Raw genomic sequence first — 16,788 nt, 5'->3', positions numbered from 1 at the left:
TTGTGCGCCGGCACCCCCCCCTACCCCGCCCGCCCCCCACTCGCTGGTGGGGGCGCTCCGGCGCACTTTCCGCCGGGGGGGCGGTTCGGCCCGGGGGGTTGCCCGCTATGGGGCGGGTCGGGGGCGGGCGGCACGCCGCAGCGTCGCCGTCGCGCCGGGGCGGCGCGACGGTGACGCTCCGCACCGGGCGTCCTGCCCGCCCCCTGAGGCCGCGGTGGATGCGGCGGCCCACGGCGAGTGCGTTTTCACCGTGCTTTCACCTCGGGCCGCCGCCTTCCCCTACTCGCTCACCGCGGCGAGCACACGGGCCACTTTCGTGGCCGCTCCGGCGGGGTCGTCCGCCCGGTGCATCCGCTCACCCCAGGACCACCAGTAGTCTGCCGCCTGGCAGACGACGTTCTCCGTGAGGCTTGTCGCGTCGGGGTTGATCACGCGCACGTAGGCGCGGCCCGACGGGGTGCGCACGACTCGTGCGAGCAGGCCCCGGGCGTCGAGTTCGGCCACCAGATGTTCCAGGCGCCGGAAATCGTCCTCCCCCACCGTAGGTCCTCCTTCATTTCCGTTCGCGGGCGGAATGTGTACTTTGCGTTCCCGTCTGTTCACTCTGGTGCGCCAAAGATGGCTCACAGAAGTGCTCGGGTCAACGAGGGCCGCAAGCGGCTGAGGTGAAGGAAAACCCTTGTTGGTTGAAAGAAAACCCCTATCGGGAGACGATCCTTAGTCGGCACGTTCAGGTTGGGGGCTTGGCTGCGCCAACTATGGTCCATCATTATGTTGTGGGCGGAGCGCGACGGCAGCGTCACTCTCTGTCACTAGGTGAGGACCGCTCGAGACCACGGGCTGCTAGCGCGGCCGGCCACGAGAGAGGGGCCGGAATGTCCGGCAGGCAACACAGGGAGACGGAGATCGCGCGCCGGATCCGGGCGCGGGGCCTGGCCACCGGGCGCAGCCTGGCCGAGATCGCAGAGGAGATCCACAGCGACTGCGGGCCACAGTTCGGCACGACCCGGATCAAGGCACATCGCCTCTCACACGGTGTGGCGCTCGCCGACGTGATCGAGCAGGTGCGCGCTCTCTTCGAGAGGGACGGAAAAGCCGTCCCCGGCATCGGAGAGACGCTACTGTCCGCGTACGAGTCGGGGATGAAGCGGCCCGGCCCGGAGTATCTCCACTACCTGTGCTCGGTCTATCGGGTGGAACCGCTGGCTCTCGGGTTCGAGAGCCCGTGCATCTGTGGCCACGGACACCTCGCCGAACCGAGTAGTGGAGCCCCAGAAGAGGACAGACCTGACACTTCACCCGCTCCGTGGGGTGCGCCGGCCCCGTCGGGCGGCGAGACCCCCACGATGAACGGGGGCGAGGAGGACGAGAACGTGCTACGGAGGACGCTATTGAGGCTCCTCGCCGGCGGCGCCGTGGGGGCGGCTGGCCTCCAAGAGCTCGACGAAAAGGTGCTCGGCGCGGTGGAGAACCTCCGTCGGCGTATGGACGAGACCATGGTCACGGCCACCGTCTCGCCGGCGATGCTCGATCAGTGGGAGCAGGCCACGTCCGGGTTCGGGCGGCAGTACATGAACACCCCGCCCGTACGGCTGCTCTGCGACGTGATGCTGGAGTTCACCGCCGTGCGCAAGGCGCTGGACCGCCGCCAGCCCATCGACGTGCAGGAGCGGCTGTGCCGTATGGCCGCCCAGCTCGCCGGGCTCTCCGGGATGATCATGATCGACCTGGGGGACCAGCGGCTGGCCCGCTCGTTCTTCCGCACCGGCAGAATGGCCGCGGACGAGACCGGAGACCGCGCTCTGCGCGCCTGGGTCACCGCCCGCGAGGCGCTGGTGCCGCTTTACTACGGCGATCCGCGCGAGGCGCTCACGCTCGCGAAGAAGAGCCGCGACCTGGCCGGCCACACCCCGTGCGCCGCCCGGACCATGGCGCCGGTCGTCGAGGCGAGGGCGCTGGCGAAGATCGCCGGCGTCAACGGCTCGCGGCACGAGGTGGTCGAACAGGCCAAGCGGGCGCTGCACCGCGCCCGGGCGGCCTTCCAGCAGATGAACGACAGCGACCGGGAGGACCCGGCCTTCGGCTACACAGAGCGGCAGCTCTACTTCTACCAGGGCGACGTCCTGGTGAAGCTGGGGCAGACCGTGGAGGCCGACGTGATCCTGCAGCAGGCGCTCGACAAGTACACGGACGAGGACCTGCTCGACCAGACCCTGATCCGGTTCGACCGGGCGATGTGCCGGCTCATCGACGGCGACGTCGAGGCGGCGCTCAAGCTGGGCCAGGAGGCCATCGACCTGGTCGACAAGGACTACCGGACCGACCTGCTGCTCAAACCGGCGTACGACCTGGTGAAGGCGATCAGGGCGAAGCACGGCGACTCCGCCCGGTTGCAGGAGTTCTGCGAGGTGATCAAGCAGAGCCGCGTCACGATCCCGCCGGAGCTGGTCCGGGACGTCGGGTGACGTGGGTAGCAAGGAGGACGTGTGGCAGGAGACGCGCTGGCGGGAGATCTCGAGCCGGGAGATCCCGTGAGAGGCGGGGAGGGCGGGATCGCACCGCTGAGGATCCGGCGGTACCGCTGGTCGGATCTCGACGCGGTGTGGTCCCTTCATCAGATCGGCCTGGCCCAGGTGGGCGTGGTTCCGGGCGACGGCGTCTACTACGACGACGACTTTCCCCGGATTACCGAGATCTACCTGGCGGCCGGGGGTGACTTCCTGGTCGGAGAGGTGCCCGGGGCGGGGCTCGTCGCGATGGGCGGCCTGCGGCGCATCGACGCCGACACGGCCGAGATGTGCCGGCTGCGCGTCCACCCCGATCACCAGCGGCGCGGCTACGGTGCGCGGATCACGCAGGAGCTCGAGGAACGGGCGCGCCGGCTCGGATACTCGACGTTGCGCGGGGACACCACCCTGCGTCAGGCCGCCGCGCTGGAGCTCTACCGCAAATCCGGCTGGCGGGAGTTGCGGCGCGAGGTATGCGGCGACAACGTGGTGATTTATATCGAGAAGCAGCTAAATGGCGTGGTCTCCCGGCTTTTCTCCCGATAGATAATGGTTCCATCCCTTGGCGGATAGCTGATCCCTGCGAATACTTGTGCCTTGTCCGCAAGAGTGGGGAAAGAGGCGTGATGAAGAAGATCATTATCCGTAAGCCGGGGACGACCAAGCTGAGCGGCACCTCGAGCGTGATCCACAAGGGGTGAGGGACCTCCCGAGCCACATCTGGGTCCGGGGAGACCTCTCCCGCGACCGCGTAGCGGCCCTCCGATCGCTGGTTGCGAACCACGCCCTGGAGGTGCCGCCCCCAGTCGCGCCCGTCGTCAACGGGCACCGCCGGCTACGCGGTCCGTACACGATCGGCGGCGCGCTGCTGCGCGCCCTCGTCCCGGTCGCCCTGGAGCGTTCCCCGGGCCTGGTGGCGGCACACGACATCGAGATCCGCGCCGTCGCACCCGGCCTGCGTTCTCTGGTGCCGGCGCGCCGGCAGCCCATCGAGGACCGCCTGACCGAAGACGAGCGGATCCTCGTGCCCGCGCCGCGCCGCACGCTCCGGATCGCCAACGGCATCGCCGAGTTCGTGCGCGACTGCCTGGAGGAACCGCGGACGCTGCTGGTGGACAACCTGCACGAGGCGGATCCGGCCGACCGCGAACTGCTGCGCGTCCTGGCGCGCCGCGCGCCGGGCCTGACGCTGGCGGTGGGCTCCGTGGAGCCGCCGTGGGAGGGCATGCGGCCGGTGGAGGCGCGGGCTCAGGGCGGGCCGCCCGACGACTACGTCGCCTCGGACGGCACCTGTGACGACCCCAGGGCCTACCGCGCGTACCTGTCGCTGCCGCCGGAGGAACGCGCGCGCCGGCACGACCGGCGCGCCGCCGAGCTGAGGGCCGGCGCCGCGGCGGCGGAATACGCACTGGGCGCGGTGCCCTACCACCTGGAGCACGGCGGCGACCTGGACGCCGCGGCGCAGGCGCTGTGGGCGGCGGTGGACCACTGCGTCACCGAGGGGTTCCTGCACGCGGTCGTGGAGTTGGGCTCGCGTGGCCTGCGGCTGGTGGAGCCGGGTTCGGACCTGTGGTGGCGATTCACTCAGCGCACCGCGACCGCCCTGGCGGGGCTGGGCCGGCGCGCGCACGCGCAGGAGCTGTACGACCAGGCCCGGCGGGTCAGCGTCGATCCCGCCGTGCACGCGGCCGCCGCGTACGGCACGGCGATGCTCGACGCGCGCGACCGCGATCCGGCACGGCGGGACCTGGTCAGGGCCAGGGCCTGGATCAACGAGGCGATAGCGATCTCCACGCTGCTGCCCGACCGGCGGACGCGGGCCTTCAAGCTCGGGTTCGACCAGAACGCCCGCGCGTTGATCGAGCTGCGGGAGGGACGGGCCGACGAGGCGCTCGGCCTGGTGCAGTCGGCCATCGATCTGGCCGAGCGCGACCTGCCGCCGGGCGCCCACCCCGTCCACCGGATGGTGCTGTTCGCCAACCGGGCGCAGCTTCTCGCCCGCCTGGGCCGCACACGGGAGGCGCTGGCCGACTTCGACCGGGCCGTCGCGATCGATCCGGGCTTCCCCGACCACTATCTCGACCGGGGCAACCTGTTGTTCGAGATGGGGCGGACCGGCGAGGCGCTGGCCGACTACGAGACCGCGATCCGGGTGAGCCCGCCGCTGCCCGAGGCGTACTACAACCGGGCCGAGCTGCGGCTGGCCGCCGGGGATCTGGACGGCGCCCGGGCCGACCTCGACCACGTGCTCGACCTCGACCCGGGCTACCTCGACGCCTACGTCAACCGGGCCGGCGTGCTGGAGATGCTAGGCGAGCACGAGGCCGCCAGGCGCGACGTCGAGGCGGGGCTCGCGCTCGATCCCGGCAACGCGCACCTGCACGGTGTGCTGGGGCAGCTGGAGACCGAGGCGGGTCGCTACGCGGAGGCCACCCTGGCCTTCGACGCGGCGCTGGCCGCCGACGCCCGCCTGGCCTCGGCCTGGGCGAATCGCGCGACTCTCCGGTTCGAGACCGGCGACGCGCCGGGCGCGGTCGACGACCTGACCCGGGCGATCGAGCTGGGCGAGGACGCGGCCCTGTACTTCAACCGGGCCACCGCCCTCGACGCGCTCGGCCGGGGCAGGGAGGCACTGGCCGACCTGCGCCGCGCGCTGGCCCTGGCCCCCGGCGACCCCGACGTACGCGCGGCGCTGGAGCGGCACGAGAAGGAGGGCTGACGGGGCAGGGGGACGGTCACGCCGAGGCGCCGGGGAGCCGCTCGACGACGTCCGCGAGCCCGGTCGTCGTCCGCGTCCCCGCATGTCCGCACCTCCCGGGCCACTGGCCCTACCCTTGAACCCGATACGTCACCCCTGTCGAGGATCTGAGCATGAGCGCTGAATACGTGCTGACCCTGTCCTGCCCGGACCGGCCCGGAGTGGTCGCGGCCGTCTCCGGGCTGCTGGCCCGGAAGGGCTGCAACATCATCGAGAGCCAGCAGTTCGGCGACCCGGTCGAGGAGCGGTTCTTCATGCGGGTGCAGTTCTCCAGCGGGTTCGCCGTCGACGAGCTGCGGGCCGAGTTCGCCTCGCTCGCGCCGGAGTTCGCCATGGAGTTCCAGCTCTTCGACCTCGCGGTGCGGACCCGGGTGCTGGTGCTCGTCAGCCGGTTCGACCACTGCCTCAACGACCTGCTCTACCGCGTGCGCTCGGGGCTGCTGCCGATCGAGATCGTGGGTGTGGCGTCCAACCATCCCGACCTGCGCCCGCTCACCCAGTCGTACGGCGTGGACTACCACCACCTGCCGGTCACCCCGGAGACCAAGCCGCGGCAGGAGGCGGAGATCCTCACCCTGGTCGACCACTACCAGGCCGACCTGGTCGTGCTGGCCCGCTACATGCAGGTGCTGTCGGAGGACATGTGCGCCAAGCTCGCCGGGCGCATGATCAACATCCACCACTCGTTCCTGCCGTCGTTCAAGGGCGCCAAGCCGTACCACCAGGCGTACTCCCGCGGCGTGAAGCTGATCGGCGCCACGGCGCACTACGTGACGCCCGACCTCGACGAGGGGCCGATCATCGAGCAGGAGGTCGCGCGGGTGAACCACACCCACTCGCCGGAGGACCTCGCCGCGATCGGCCGCGACCTCGAATGCCAGGCGCTGGGCCGGGCCGTCCGCTGGCACGCCGAGCACCGCGTGCTGCTGGACGGCCACAAGACCGTCATCTTCCCCCGCTGAGAATCAGCCCACCTTCAGGCCGGTGTGCCGGGCCAGGAAGGCGAGCTGGTCGGCCGACAGCTCGACCGACCGGCTCACGGCCCGGGCGCCGTGACCCACCTCGGTCTCGTTGCGCAGCAGGATCGGGCGGTCGCCCGCCTGCGCGTGCTGCAGGGCCGCCGCCATCTTCCACGCGTGCAGAGGGTGAACGCGGGTGTCCGAGGCGAACACGGCGAACAGTGTGGCCGGGTAGGACACTCCCTCGCGGACGTGGTGGTACGGCGAATAGCCCCACAGCCAGGAGAACTCCTCCGGCACCTCGGCGGAGCCGTACTCGACGTTCCAGGTCGCCCCGAGACCGAACTTCTCGTAGCGCACCATGTCGAGCAGCGGGGCCGAGCAGACGACGGCCGCGTACAGGTCGGGGCGCTGCGTGAGCGCCGCGCCGACGAGCAGGCCGCCGTTGGAGCCGCCGGAGATGGCCAGCCGGTCGGGGCTGGTGACACCGGTGGAGACGAGGTGCTCGGCCGCGGCGTGCAGGTCGTCGAAGACGTTCTGCTTGCTGCCGAGCATGCCGGCCCGGTGCCACTGCTCGCCCTCCTCGCCGCCGCCGCGGAGCTGGGCGACCGCGTAGACGCCGCCCGCCTCGACCCAGGCCAGCGTGGTGGCGGAGAAGCCCGGGTTCATCGAGATCCCGAAGCCGCCGTAGCCGTACAGGATGGTGGGGCGGGGCCCGGAGCCGGGGCGCGAGGTGACCAGCATGTGCACCTCGGTGCCGTCCTTCGACCGGTAGACCACCTGCTCGGTGGTCGCCTCCGGCACCTCCACCGCGCCGGGCGGCGCCTCCCAGAGCGTGGTCTCGCCGGTCAGCGCGTCGTAGCGGTACACCGCGGTCGGGGTGATCTCGTCGGTGTAGCTGAACCAGGCCTCGTGTCCGCCCTCCGGCCGCTCGACGATCCCGCCGATCGAGCCGAGCCCCGGCAGCGGGACCTCGCCGATGCGCTCGCCGCTCTCCAGCGCGTGCACCGAGATCTCGCCGATCGCGTGCCTGGTCCAGCCGACGAGCAGGACCGGCTCGGCCATGCCGTCGAGGATGGCGAAGTCGGACAGCACCGCCTCGGGGTCCTCGGGGACCAGGTCGCGCCAGTGCTCCGCACCGGGGGTCTGCGGCGAGGTGACGCAGACGCGCCCGCGCGGGGCGTCCCGGTCGGTGAAGACGTAGAGCCGCCCGTCGCGGCCGAAGTGGAGCCCGGTCTGGGCGTCGACGTCCTGCTGTACGGTGACCAGCTCCGGCGCCTCGGGCGACGAGGCGACCAGGTCGGCCACCCACAGGTCGTTGCGCGGGGCCGTCCCCCGCGAGGCGGAGATCGACAGCCACCTGCCGTCGAGGGAGACCGACACCCCGTAGTAGTTGGTCTTCTCCAGGCCCTCGCCGAAGACCAGCACGTCGTCGTCGGGGGAGGTGCCGACGCGGTGCAGGTAGACACGGCGGTGGTACTGCTCCTCGCCGGCCGGGACCAGCGAGGGCGCCAGCCTGCGCACGTAGTAGAACGCCTCGCCGCCGGGCAGCCAGGCCACGGGGGAGTAGCGGCAGCGGTCGATCGGCCCCTCGACGACCTCTCCCGTCGTCACGTCGACGACGTACAGGCGCGACTCCTCGTCGCCGCCGACGGAGATCTGGTACGCCAGCCGGTTGCCCTCCTTGTCCGGCTGGTAGGAGTCGAGCGTGGTCAGGCCCGAGGGATCGAGGGCGGTGGGGTCGAGCAGCACGCGCTCGCCGTCTCCCTCCCCGACGTACAGGACCGGGTGCTCCTGATCGGGCGCCCGGCGGGTGAAGAAACGGCGCCCGCCGCGCCAGGACGGCGTCCCCACCGACCCGGAGCGCAGCAGTTCGGCGACGCGCTCGCGGAAGTGGTCGCGCCCCTCCAGTTCGGCGGACCGGAACAGAATCTCCTGCGCGTCCAGCCACTCCTTCGTCGCCGGATCGTCCGGATCCTCCAGCCACCGGTACGGGTCGGGGACGGGCGTTCCGTGGAGATCGTCGACGATGTCGTCACGGCGGGCTGGCGGGTACGGCGGTCGGCTCATGCTGGCACTTTAAATCAGCCGGGCGACTGCGACGGTACATCGGCCGTACCCGGCCAAGACGGGAATAAAGGGGTGATCGGCTGGGCATAGAAGCAGCAGGCGTCCCTGTCGTTCACCTCGCAGACCCTTTTATGGGTGGCGAAGGGGTCGCCGGAAAGGCCACACTTTGGTGAAGGGCGGTGCCGTGGTGACGATCCGCTGGGCCGTCCGGCGGAGGTCCCTGTGACGGAAGCACCCGGGTCCCAACAGGCGGGGCCACAACCCAGGCGCACAGCCGAGATCGCTGTGGAGGCCGGCTGATGCGCCAAGTCCTGCTCCTCAATGCCACATACGAGCCGCTGACCACGCTCTCCCTGCACCGGGCCGTCATCCTGGTGCTCAGAGAGAAGGCGGATGTCGTGCACCGCGACGGCCGGGGCGCGGTCCTGCGCTCGGCGACCCGCACGCTCGACGTCCCGTCGGTGATCAGGCTCCGGCGCTACGTCCGCATTCCCTATCGGACGCGGATCCCGCTCACCCGCGCGGCGCTCATGCGCCGGGACAACTTCCGTTGCGCCTACTGCGGGCAGCGGGCCGAGACGATCGACCACGTCATCCCGCGTTCCCGGGGAGGTCCCCACACCTGGGAGAACTGCGTCGCCTCGTGCACGCCGTGCAACCACCGGAAGGCCGACAGGCTGCTGGAGGAACTGGGGTGGGCGCTGCCTGTCGCCCCCGCGGTGCCGCACGGCGCGCACTGGCGGCTCATCGGCGCGCAACTCGACGGCGATCCGCAGTGGGCGCCCTACCTGTCGGAGACGGCGGCCTGATGGGCATGCGGTGGACGATCACCGACGAGGTCGAGGAGTACGCCGCGGCGGCCGAGCCCTGGCTGCTGCGCGATCCCGTCCGCAACACGGTCATGCTGACCGCGTTGCGTGGAATCCGCAGCGGCCAGTTCGCCGGCGACTGCCTGCTGGCCTGGCTGGAGGAGGACGACGGCGCGGTGGCGGGGGCGGCCTGCCGCACGCCGCCGTACCCGCTCGCGCTCGGCGACGTCCCGCTCGCGGCGCTACCCCTGCTGGTGCGCGAGCTGATCGAGATGGACCAGGACGTGGCCGAGGTCGGCGGTCCGGTGGCCGCCGCGGAGGCGTTCGCGGACGCCTGGTGGCGGCCGGAGACACATCGGCGATCCGAGCGCCTCTACCGCCTCGGCGCGCTGCGGGCGCCCACCGCGTCGGGGAAGCCCCGCGTCGCCGGCCCCGGCGACCTGCCGATGGCCGTGCGCTTCTTCCGGGAATTCCAGGACGAGGCGCACGTCGACCGCACGGCCGATCCCAGCCCGGTCGTCGCCGCGCGTATCAACCGCGAGGAACTGGTCTGGTGGGAGGACGACGACCGGCCCGTGTCCATCGCGGGGGCCTCCGCGCCGATCGCCGGGATGTCCCGGATCGGGCCCGTCTACACCCCGCGCGATCTGCGCGGGCACGGCTACGGCAGCGCCGTCACCCACGCGGCCAGCAGGAAGGCGCTCGACGACGGCGCGACCGAGGTGCTGCTGTTCACCGATCTGAGCAACCCGACGTCGAACTCCATCTACCAGCGGCTCGGTTTCCGGGCCGTCACGGACTTCGCGAGCATCCGGTTCGGGTGATCGGCCGCCGCCCGATGCCGTTCGCGGGTGCCGGGTCGTAATCTGGACGCATGCCTCGCTATGACTACCGTTGCCGCGCATGTGGATCGACGTTCGAGCTCAACCGTCCCATGGCCGAGGCCGGTGACCGGGCGGTGTGCCCCTCCGGCCACGACGACACCGTGAAGCTGCTGTCCACCGTGGCCGTGACGGGCAGGGCGTCCGGGACCTCCGCCGCCCGGCCGGCGGGCGGAGGAGGCGGCTGCTGCGGGGGTGGCTGCTGCGGCGGCTGACGCGCGAACGACCGTGTGGCCCGGGGCGTCACGCCCCGGGCCGCACGGCCACTTCGGCCGGTCCCGCCCGCCGGGGTGGCCGTGTGAGGGCAGGGGTCAGGCCGCGGACGGGCGCCTGACCCGCGCGCGTCGCTGGAACGGCAGGTAGCGCTGCGGCAGGTGGGGGCGGGCCGGCAGGTCGGTGGGCTCGACCGCCAGGATCCGGTCGAAGCGGAAGGCCCTGATCGAGCGGCGCATGCGGCACCAGCCGACCAGATACCAGAACTCTCCGTGGACGAGGCAGGTCACCGGCTCGACGTCGCGGACGGTCATCCGGCCGGCGGCGTCGTGATACTGGATGCGGATCACCAGGCGCGCGGTGATCGCGTTGGCCACCGCCCGTGCCCGGCGGGCGACGTCGGTGGGCAGCGGGGTGGTCAGGGTGGTCAGGGTCGTGGCGATGACGTCGTCGTCCAGATCGAGGTGCTCGAAAGCGTGGCGCAGGCCGCGCCGGGCGGTGACCGACTGGGGGCCGGCACCGAGGTGAGCGAGCGACAGGGCGAGGGCGGCGAGTTCCTCGGCGGTCAGCGAGTGCCGAATGACGTTGGCCATATCTCGACAATAGCGACGAGGACTGACATTTTTCCGAACGTCTTATCGGAAGGTCAGCATCATGTCGCCGCCGTGCCAGCCATTACTTCCGTGCGCGGCGGGCGGGGCCTGGTCGCTCACGCCCGGGTCGAATGGCGTGCTGGGCAGGCCACGCTCTTGGCTTTCGTTGTTTTCGGCGAAAGTTCGGTAGCTGAAAGACTATCTTTCGTTCGGATTGACAGTTAGTCTCTGCGCCAGAGACAGCGCGCTGATCCGGACGATCCCCCCGCCCCCGGCCTCTCGCAGCGAGGTGAAGTTTTGCCTGCTCTTCTTCCCACTCTCCGGACCTTTCGCCGACGATTCGCCGCGCTCGGTCTCGCCGGCGCGCTGACCGTTCCCCTCGGGCTCGCCACTCCCGCGAGCGCGTCCGGGCCCGCCCGGGGCGAGGCCGCGCCCCGCCCGTCCACCGCGACCGGCGACAACGTCGCGAACCCCGTGCTCACGGGACCGATCGCCCGCACCACCCCTGTCGGGGATCCCGCCCACGGCTACCCGTTCCTCGCCACCGACGTCGACCTGAAAGCGGCGGGCTACGTCGAGCAGGAGTTCTTCGTCTCCGGCACGGCGACGGGCTACGCGACCCCCGGCACGGCCACCGCGACCGCCGTCAGCACGGGCAACCCGTACCGCACGCGCATCGTCGTGCGCCGCCCGGTCTCGGCCCGGACGTTCAACGGGGTCGTGATCGCCGAGTGGTACAACGTCAGCAATCAGTGGGACCAGGAGGTCGACTGGTTCCAGTCGCACGAGCATCTGATCCGGGAGGGGTACGCCTGGGTCGGCGTCTCCGCCCAGCGCGCCGGAGTGCACTCCGCGACCGGGCTCAAGGCGTGGAGCCCGGCCCGTTACGGAACCCTCGACGTGACCGCAGGCGGGTTGGTCAACGACGACAGCCTGTCCTACGACATCTTCAGTCAGGCGGTGAAGGCCGTCCGCGGTCCGGCCGGCGTCGACCCGCTCGGCGAGCTGCCCCCGCCCCGGTACGTCATCGCCACGGGTCACTCGCAGTCGGCCGGTCGCCTCGCGAACTACTACAACGGCGTCCAGCCGCTCGCGAACGTCCTCGACGCGGTCGTCCTGCACGGCGGCGGTGGCCCGCTGCGCACCGACCTGGCGACGCCGGTGTTCCGGATCAACTCCGAGGGCGACGTGAGCAGCGGCATCCTGCCGACGGCGGCCCGCGCTCAGGCCGACTCGGCGGTCCTGACCAGCTGGGAGGTGGCCGGCGCGTCGCACGGCGACTGGAAACTCATCAGAGACTACGGACCGCTGCGCAAGCGTGACATCGGCACGTACCCCGGGGGCTACCCGGGCGAGCCGCAGACGTGCACGCTGCCCTCGTTGTCCCGCATTCCTCAGCACATGGTGCAGAACGCGGTCTACGACCACACCGTCGCCTGGGTGGCCCGCGGTGTGCGGCCTCCCGCGGCTCCCAAGATCCGGATGACGGACGCCACGCCGCCGGTGGTCGCGCGTGACGACCTCGGTGTCGCGCTCGGCGGCATCCGGCTCGCCCAGCAGGAGGCGCCGCTGCGCGTCAACAGCGGCAGCAACACCGGCCCGGGCTTCTGCTTCCTCGACGGCAGCTCGGTGCCGCTGACCGACGCGCGGCTCGCGGAGCTCTACCCGACCGTGCGGTCGTACGCCGACGAGGTCGTCGCGACGACGCTCGCCGACGTCGAGGCCGGGTACATCCCCCCGTCGTTCACCCGCGATCCCGCGTGGTACTCCGACCTCCGCGACCTGATCGGCGAGTACGCCGCCGCCGGTCGTATCGCCGGGCCTGTCGCGTCCTCCCTGGAGGACCGTCTCCGGCACGCCGAGCGGGCCGGTCTCGCCGGTGACGTGCCTCCCGCCATCGCGCACCTGCGGCAACTCGCCGAGCGTGCGGACAGGCATATCGAGGACGACGCGGCGAAGGCCGGAGTGCTGCGGGTGACCGAGGCGCTCGTCGCGCTTCTCGCCGAGGCGCGGAAGGCGGAGCACAAGGGCCGCTAGACAGGGTCCCTCCGGTGGGCGGGTCCGCGGGCGTGGCGCGCACGCCCGCGGACCGTCCGCGTCCGGTGAATCTTTCATCGAGCCGGTTCTGTCGTGGAATCCCATGAATTCCCGCGTTCGCGGAATTTCGGCGAGCCACCGGCACGAATTCTCCGATCCCCGCTGCGTATCGAATCACGGCGGCCGGGCCTGACCGGTATCGCTTTTCCGGTCCTCGGCGACGTGCGTTTTCGCGTTCGGGGTGACCGGGCCTTCCGGCCCCGCCGAAAACACCGATCCATTGACGGCGTCCAGGGGAGATGGTGCATTCGCTGTGGCTGTTGTCGGAGACGGGAGAGGGGCATTTGATGTTCGCGGTGAATTCGGCCAGGAGGGTGCTCGCGCTCGGTGCGGCGCTCGTGACGACCGGCGTGCTGAGCGTGGCGCTCGCGCCTACCCCCGCCATGGCGTCCACCATCACGCTACAGGCGACGATCGACTGCTCCAACTACAACAGTTTCGGGGACACCAGGGACTGGTATCCCATCGGCCCCAGCGTCAGCGCCTCGCCGTACGGGACAGGCGGGGCCGGCACCGTGGTCGCGGTCCCGGCCACGCACGCGTGGCAGATCACGCACACACTGCCCAGCGGGACGACGGCCGTCGGCGCCTCGGGCAGGTGCAGCGAAGGCCACCAGTACGACTTCTTGGGCTCGACCGCCAGTATCAGCATCCCCGCGGGCGTCACCACGGTGACGGCCACCTGGAGCTGCAGCACTGCTCCGGTCTACCCCGGCCCGTGGATGACCAACTGCAGCGTGCAGTCGGTCTCGTACAGCTGATCGCCCGGCCGGCGGTGCGGCCGCCGGGCGCGTGAACTCATGGGGCGCATCCGTGGTGGCGGAGGCGCCCCACGCTCTTTCAGCGGGCCGCGCGGCCGGAGCCGTGGTGAGCCGTCCGTCGGCGGGGAGAACCTTCCCCAGCCCTGCCGATCACTGTAGTTTCACCGGCGTGCATCCCCCGATCGAGCCTTACGACCACGGCTATCTGGACACCGGCGACGGCCATCTCGTCTACTGGGAGGTCTGCGGGAACCCCGACGGCAAGCCCGCGCTCGTCGTCCACGGCGGCCCCGGCTCGGGCTGCACACCGGGCCGGCGCCGGGCGTTCGACCCCGCGCGCTACCGGATCATCCTGTTCGACCAGCGCAACTGCGGCCGGAGCCTGCCGCACGCGAGCGATCCGGCGGCCGACCTGACGACCAACACCACCCACCACCTGGTCGCGGACATGGAGCGCCTGCGTGAGCGTCTCGGGGTCGAGCGGTGGCTGCTCCACGGCGGGTCCTGGGGATCCACGCTCATCCTCGCCTACGCCGAGGCCCACCCCGAGCGGGTGTCGGAGATCGTCATCGCGGGCGTCACGATGACCCGCCGCTCCGAGATCGACTGGCTCTACCGGGGAGTCCGCCGGTTCCTCCCGGAGCAGTGGCAGCGCTACCGCTCCGGAGTGCCGGAGGACCTGCGTGACGGCGATCTGGTCGCCGCCTACGCGCGGCTGATGTCCGACCCCGACCCCGGCGTACGGGCCAGGGCGGTGCACGACTGGACGGCCTGGGAGGACGCGGTGATCTCCCACGAGGTCAACGGCAAACCGGACGCCTACAGCGACCGGCCCACCCCGGCGCTGGAGGCGTTCGTCCGCATCTGCACGCACTACTTCTCGAACGCCGCGTGGCTGGAGGAGGGCGTGCTGCTCCGCGACGCGTACAGGCTGGCGGGTATCCCGGGCGTGCTCGTCCACGGCCGCCTCGACCTGGGCGGACCGCTGGAGACCGCCTGGCAGCTCGCCCGGGCGTGGCCCGACGCGCGCCTGGTCGTCGTGGACGACGCCGGCCACACCGGCAGCGACGCCATGAGCAGGGAGATCCGGGCGGCGCTGGACGGCTTCGCGGGCCCCGCGAAAGGGCGGTGACCCGCGCCGGTCGTCTCCCGGGAGACGACGCCTGACGGCTGCCACCCCGGCATGGGGGCGGCAGCCGTCACGCGCCGGTCAACGCGAAAGCTGGGACAGGTCGCGGGAGGCGCCGGTCGAGGCCGAGGTGGTCAGCGCGGCGTACGCCTGCAGGGCGGCCGACACCGGGCGGTGCCGGTCGCGCGGCCGGTAGCCGCCAAGGTCGGCCAGCAGCCTCTCGCGGCGGGCGGCCAGCACGTCCTCGGCCACCTTGAGCTCGATCGAGCGGCCCGGGATGTCGATCTCGATGATGTCGCCGTCCTCGATCAGGGCCATCGTGCCGCCCTCGGCGGCCTCGGGGGAGGCGTGGCCGATGGACAGGCCCGACGTGCCGCCGGAGAAGCGGCCGTCGGTGATGAGCGCGCACGCCTTGCCCAGGCCCTTGCCCTTGAGGAAGCTCGTCGGGTAGAGCATCTCCTGCATGCCCGGGCCGCCCTTGGGGCCCTCGTAGCGGATGACCACGACGTCGCCGGGCTTGACCCGGTTGCCGAGGATGCCCTCGACGGCGTCCTCCTGGGACTCGAAGACGACGGCGGGGCCGGAGAACCGCCAGATCGACTCGTCCACACCGGCTGTCTTGACCACGCAGCCGTCCAGGGCGATGTTCCCGTACAGCACGGCGAGGCCGCCGTCCTTCGTGTAGGCGTGGTCGAGGTCGCGGATGCAGCCCTCGGCGCGGTCGAGGTCGAGCGACTCCCAACGGGCGCCCTGCGAGTAGGCCTTGACCGTCCGCACGTTGCCGGGCGCCGCGTGCCACAGCTCCACGGCCTCGTCGGTGACCTCGGGAGACTTGGGGTCCCACTTGGCGATGTACTCCGCGATGGACGCGGAGTGGACGGTCGGCAGGTCGCGGTGGAGCAGGCCGGCCCGGTCCAGCTCGCCGAGGATGCCGGGGATGCCGCCCGCCCGGTGCACGTCCTCGACGTGGTACTTCATGGTCGCGGGGGCGACCTTGCACAGGCACGGCACGCGCAGCGAGATCTCGTTGATCTCCTTGAGCCCGAAGTCGACGCCCGCCTCGCGTGCGGCGGCGAGGATGTGCAGGATCGTGTTGGTCGAGCCGCCCATGGCGACGTCGAGCGCCATCGCGTTCTCGAACGCCTCGCGGGTGGCGATGTTCCGCGGCAGGACCGACTCGTCGTCCTCCTCGTAGTAGCGCCGGGTGAGGCCGACGATCTGCCGTCCCGCGTCCTCGAACAGGGCCTTGCGGGCCTTGTGGGTCGCCAGCGTGGTGCCGTTGCCCGGCAGGGCCAGGCCGATCGCCTCGGCGAGGCAGTTCATGGAGTTGGCGGTGAACATGCCGCTGCAGGACCCGCAGGTCGGGCAGGCGTTCTCCTCCATCGCCAGCAGGTCGGCGTCCGACACGCTCTCGTCGGCGGAGGCGATCATCGGGTCGATCAGGTCGAGCTTGCGGCCGGGGATCTTGCCGGCCTCCATCGGGCCGCCCGACACGAAGATCGTGGGAATGTTGAGCCGGAAGGCGGCGAGCAGCATCCCCGGCGTGATCTTGTCGCAGTTGGACACGCAGACCAGCGCGTCGGCGCAGTGGGCGTTCACCATGTATTCGACCGCGTCGGCGATCAGCTCGCGGGACGGCAGCGAGTAGAGCATGCCGCCGTGGCCCATCGCGATGCCGTCGTCCACGGCGATCGTGTTGAACTCGCGCGGGACGGCTCCCGCCTCGCTGACCGCACCGGCCACCACCTCGGCGACCTCGCGCAGGTGCACGTGGCCGGGCACGAACTGGGTGAAGCTGTTGGCGATCGCGACGATCGGCTTGCCGAGGTCGCTGCCCGCTACGCCCGTGGCCCGGAGCAGCGCACGGGCGCCGGCCATGTTCCTGCCGTGGGTGACAGTGCGGGACCTGAGAGCGGGCATCGAGGGACCCCCATCCGGAGACTACTGAGTCTTCAAATGGTACGGCCAGTGCCCGGCTGCCGAGACCCGCTGTCCACGTCTCGGGACGGCG

The 16,788-nt window shown here is 71.4% G+C and carries 14 protein-coding genes; 10 read left to right on the top strand and 4 right to left on the bottom strand.

Features of this window, described 5'->3' with window-relative positions:
* Positions 1–279: 279 nt before the first annotated feature.
* Positions 280–540, bottom strand: coding sequence for a hypothetical protein (locus ACWEQG_RS37930; protein WP_030509616.1), 261 nt, complete (start codon positions 538–540; stop codon positions 280–282).
* Positions 541–875: 335 nt separating this feature from the next.
* On the opposite strand from ACWEQG_RS37930, the gene ACWEQG_RS37925 reads away from it, so the two are divergent.
* From ACWEQG_RS37925 to purU, 4 genes are all read left to right on the top strand, one after another.
* The gene (locus tag ACWEQG_RS37925; protein ID WP_363462678.1) at positions 876–2,465 is read left to right on the top strand and encodes an XRE family transcriptional regulator; all 1,590 of its coding nucleotides are present in this window, start codon (positions 876–878) and stop codon (positions 2,463–2,465) included.
* Between the two features lie 21 nt (positions 2,466–2,486).
* Positions 2,487–3,053 carry a GNAT family N-acetyltransferase gene (locus ACWEQG_RS37920; RefSeq protein ID WP_452292333.1) on the top strand — a complete coding sequence of 189 codons (567 nt, stop codon included), beginning with the start codon at positions 2,487–2,489 and terminating at the stop codon, positions 3,051–3,053.
* Positions 3,054–3,300: 247 nt separating this feature from the next.
* Positions 3,301–5,226, top strand: coding sequence for a tetratricopeptide repeat protein (locus tag ACWEQG_RS37915; protein ID WP_452292331.1), 1,926 nt, complete (start codon positions 3,301–3,303; stop codon positions 5,224–5,226).
* 152 nt (positions 5,227–5,378) lie between these two features.
* The gene (gene purU, locus ACWEQG_RS37910) at positions 5,379–6,227 is read left to right on the top strand and encodes a formyltetrahydrofolate deformylase (protein ID WP_452292329.1); all 849 of its coding nucleotides are present in this window, start codon (positions 5,379–5,381) and stop codon (positions 6,225–6,227) included.
* A 3-nt stretch (positions 6,228–6,230) separates the two neighbouring features.
* On the opposite strand, the gene ACWEQG_RS37905 is transcribed toward purU, so the two are convergent.
* Positions 6,231–8,294: a prolyl oligopeptidase family serine peptidase gene (locus ACWEQG_RS37905; protein ID WP_363462674.1), complete on the bottom strand. Its 2,064-nt coding sequence runs from the start codon at positions 8,292–8,294 to the stop codon at positions 6,231–6,233.
* A gap of 299 nt (positions 8,295–8,593) precedes the next feature.
* Between ACWEQG_RS37905 and ACWEQG_RS37900 the strand changes: the two genes are divergently transcribed.
* Genes ACWEQG_RS37900 through ACWEQG_RS37890 form a run of 3 tightly spaced genes read left to right on the top strand, consistent with a single transcriptional unit; the run spans position 8,594 to position 10,199 of the window.
* The gene (locus tag ACWEQG_RS37900) at positions 8,594–9,103 is read left to right on the top strand and encodes an HNH endonuclease (protein WP_363462673.1); all 510 of its coding nucleotides are present in this window, start codon (positions 8,594–8,596) and stop codon (positions 9,101–9,103) included.
* A gap of 5 nt (positions 9,104–9,108) precedes the next feature.
* Positions 9,109–9,927 (top strand): GNAT family N-acetyltransferase, encoded by an 819-nt coding sequence (locus tag ACWEQG_RS37895; RefSeq protein ID WP_452292327.1) that lies wholly within the window; start codon positions 9,109–9,111, stop codon positions 9,925–9,927.
* 50 nt (positions 9,928–9,977) lie between these two features.
* On the top strand, positions 9,978–10,199 hold the full coding sequence (locus ACWEQG_RS37890) for an FmdB family zinc ribbon protein (RefSeq protein ID WP_452292325.1): 222 nt from the start codon (positions 9,978–9,980) through the stop codon (positions 10,197–10,199).
* A 96-nt stretch (positions 10,200–10,295) separates the two neighbouring features.
* Here ACWEQG_RS37890 and ACWEQG_RS37885 read toward each other — a convergent pair whose 3' ends face one another.
* Entirely contained in the window at positions 10,296–10,790 is a 495-nt protein-coding gene (locus ACWEQG_RS37885) for a helix-turn-helix transcriptional regulator (RefSeq protein WP_452292323.1), read from the bottom strand.
* Between the two features lie 297 nt (positions 10,791–11,087).
* Here ACWEQG_RS37885 and ACWEQG_RS37880 point away from each other — a divergent pair, with 297 nt between their 5' ends.
* The 3 genes from ACWEQG_RS37880 to pip all read left to right on the top strand — a co-directional run bounded on the left by ACWEQG_RS37880 (position 11,088) and on the right by pip (position 14,780).
* Complete coding sequence (locus tag ACWEQG_RS37880) at positions 11,088–12,827, top strand: alpha/beta hydrolase domain-containing protein (protein WP_452292322.1); 1,740 nt, start codon at positions 11,088–11,090, stop codon at positions 12,825–12,827.
* A gap of 299 nt (positions 12,828–13,126) precedes the next feature.
* A complete protein-coding gene (locus ACWEQG_RS37875; RefSeq protein ID WP_452292320.1) occupies positions 13,127–13,648 on the top strand; it encodes a hypothetical protein in 522 nt (173 codons plus the stop codon).
* A 169-nt stretch (positions 13,649–13,817) separates the two neighbouring features.
* Positions 13,818–14,780 (top strand): prolyl aminopeptidase, encoded by a 963-nt coding sequence (pip, locus tag ACWEQG_RS37870; protein ID WP_452292318.1) that lies wholly within the window; start codon positions 13,818–13,820, stop codon positions 14,778–14,780.
* 78 nt (positions 14,781–14,858) lie between these two features.
* Here pip and ilvD read toward each other — a convergent pair whose 3' ends face one another.
* Positions 14,859–16,697 (bottom strand): dihydroxy-acid dehydratase, encoded by a 1,839-nt coding sequence (gene ilvD / locus ACWEQG_RS37865; protein WP_452292316.1) that lies wholly within the window; start codon positions 16,695–16,697, stop codon positions 14,859–14,861.
* Positions 16,698–16,788 lie beyond the last annotated feature (91 nt).

It is taken from the genome of Microbispora sp. NPDC004025 (assembly GCF_053604425.1).
Note: the sequence above shows the minus strand (reverse complement) of the source record. Positions and strands in the feature narration are given on the sequence as shown.

Excerpts from the sequence above, each read along its gene's own strand:
- ACWEQG_RS37895 (WP_452292327.1), top strand. The coding sequence starts at position 9,109 with ATGCGGTGGACGATCACCGACGAGGTCGAGGAGTACGCCGCGGCGGCC.
- ilvD (WP_452292316.1), bottom strand. The coding sequence starts at position 16,697 with ATGCCCGCTCTCAGGTCCCGCACTGTCACCCACGGCAGGAACATGGCC.
- ACWEQG_RS37900 (WP_363462673.1), top strand. The coding sequence starts at position 8,594 with ATGCGCCAAGTCCTGCTCCTCAATGCCACATACGAGCCGCTGACCACG.
- ACWEQG_RS37890 (WP_452292325.1), top strand. The coding sequence starts at position 9,978 with ATGCCTCGCTATGACTACCGTTGCCGCGCATGTGGATCGACGTTCGAG.
- ACWEQG_RS37905 (WP_363462674.1), bottom strand. The coding sequence starts at position 8,294 with ATGAGCCGACCGCCGTACCCGCCAGCCCGCCGTGACGACATCGTCGAC.
- ACWEQG_RS37885 (WP_452292323.1), bottom strand. The coding sequence starts at position 10,790 with ATGGCCAACGTCATTCGGCACTCGCTGACCGCCGAGGAACTCGCCGCC.
- purU (WP_452292329.1), top strand. The coding sequence starts at position 5,379 with ATGAGCGCTGAATACGTGCTGACCCTGTCCTGCCCGGACCGGCCCGGA.
- ACWEQG_RS37925 (WP_363462678.1), top strand. The coding sequence starts at position 876 with ATGTCCGGCAGGCAACACAGGGAGACGGAGATCGCGCGCCGGATCCGG.
- ACWEQG_RS37875 (WP_452292320.1), top strand. The coding sequence starts at position 13,127 with ATGGTGCATTCGCTGTGGCTGTTGTCGGAGACGGGAGAGGGGCATTTG.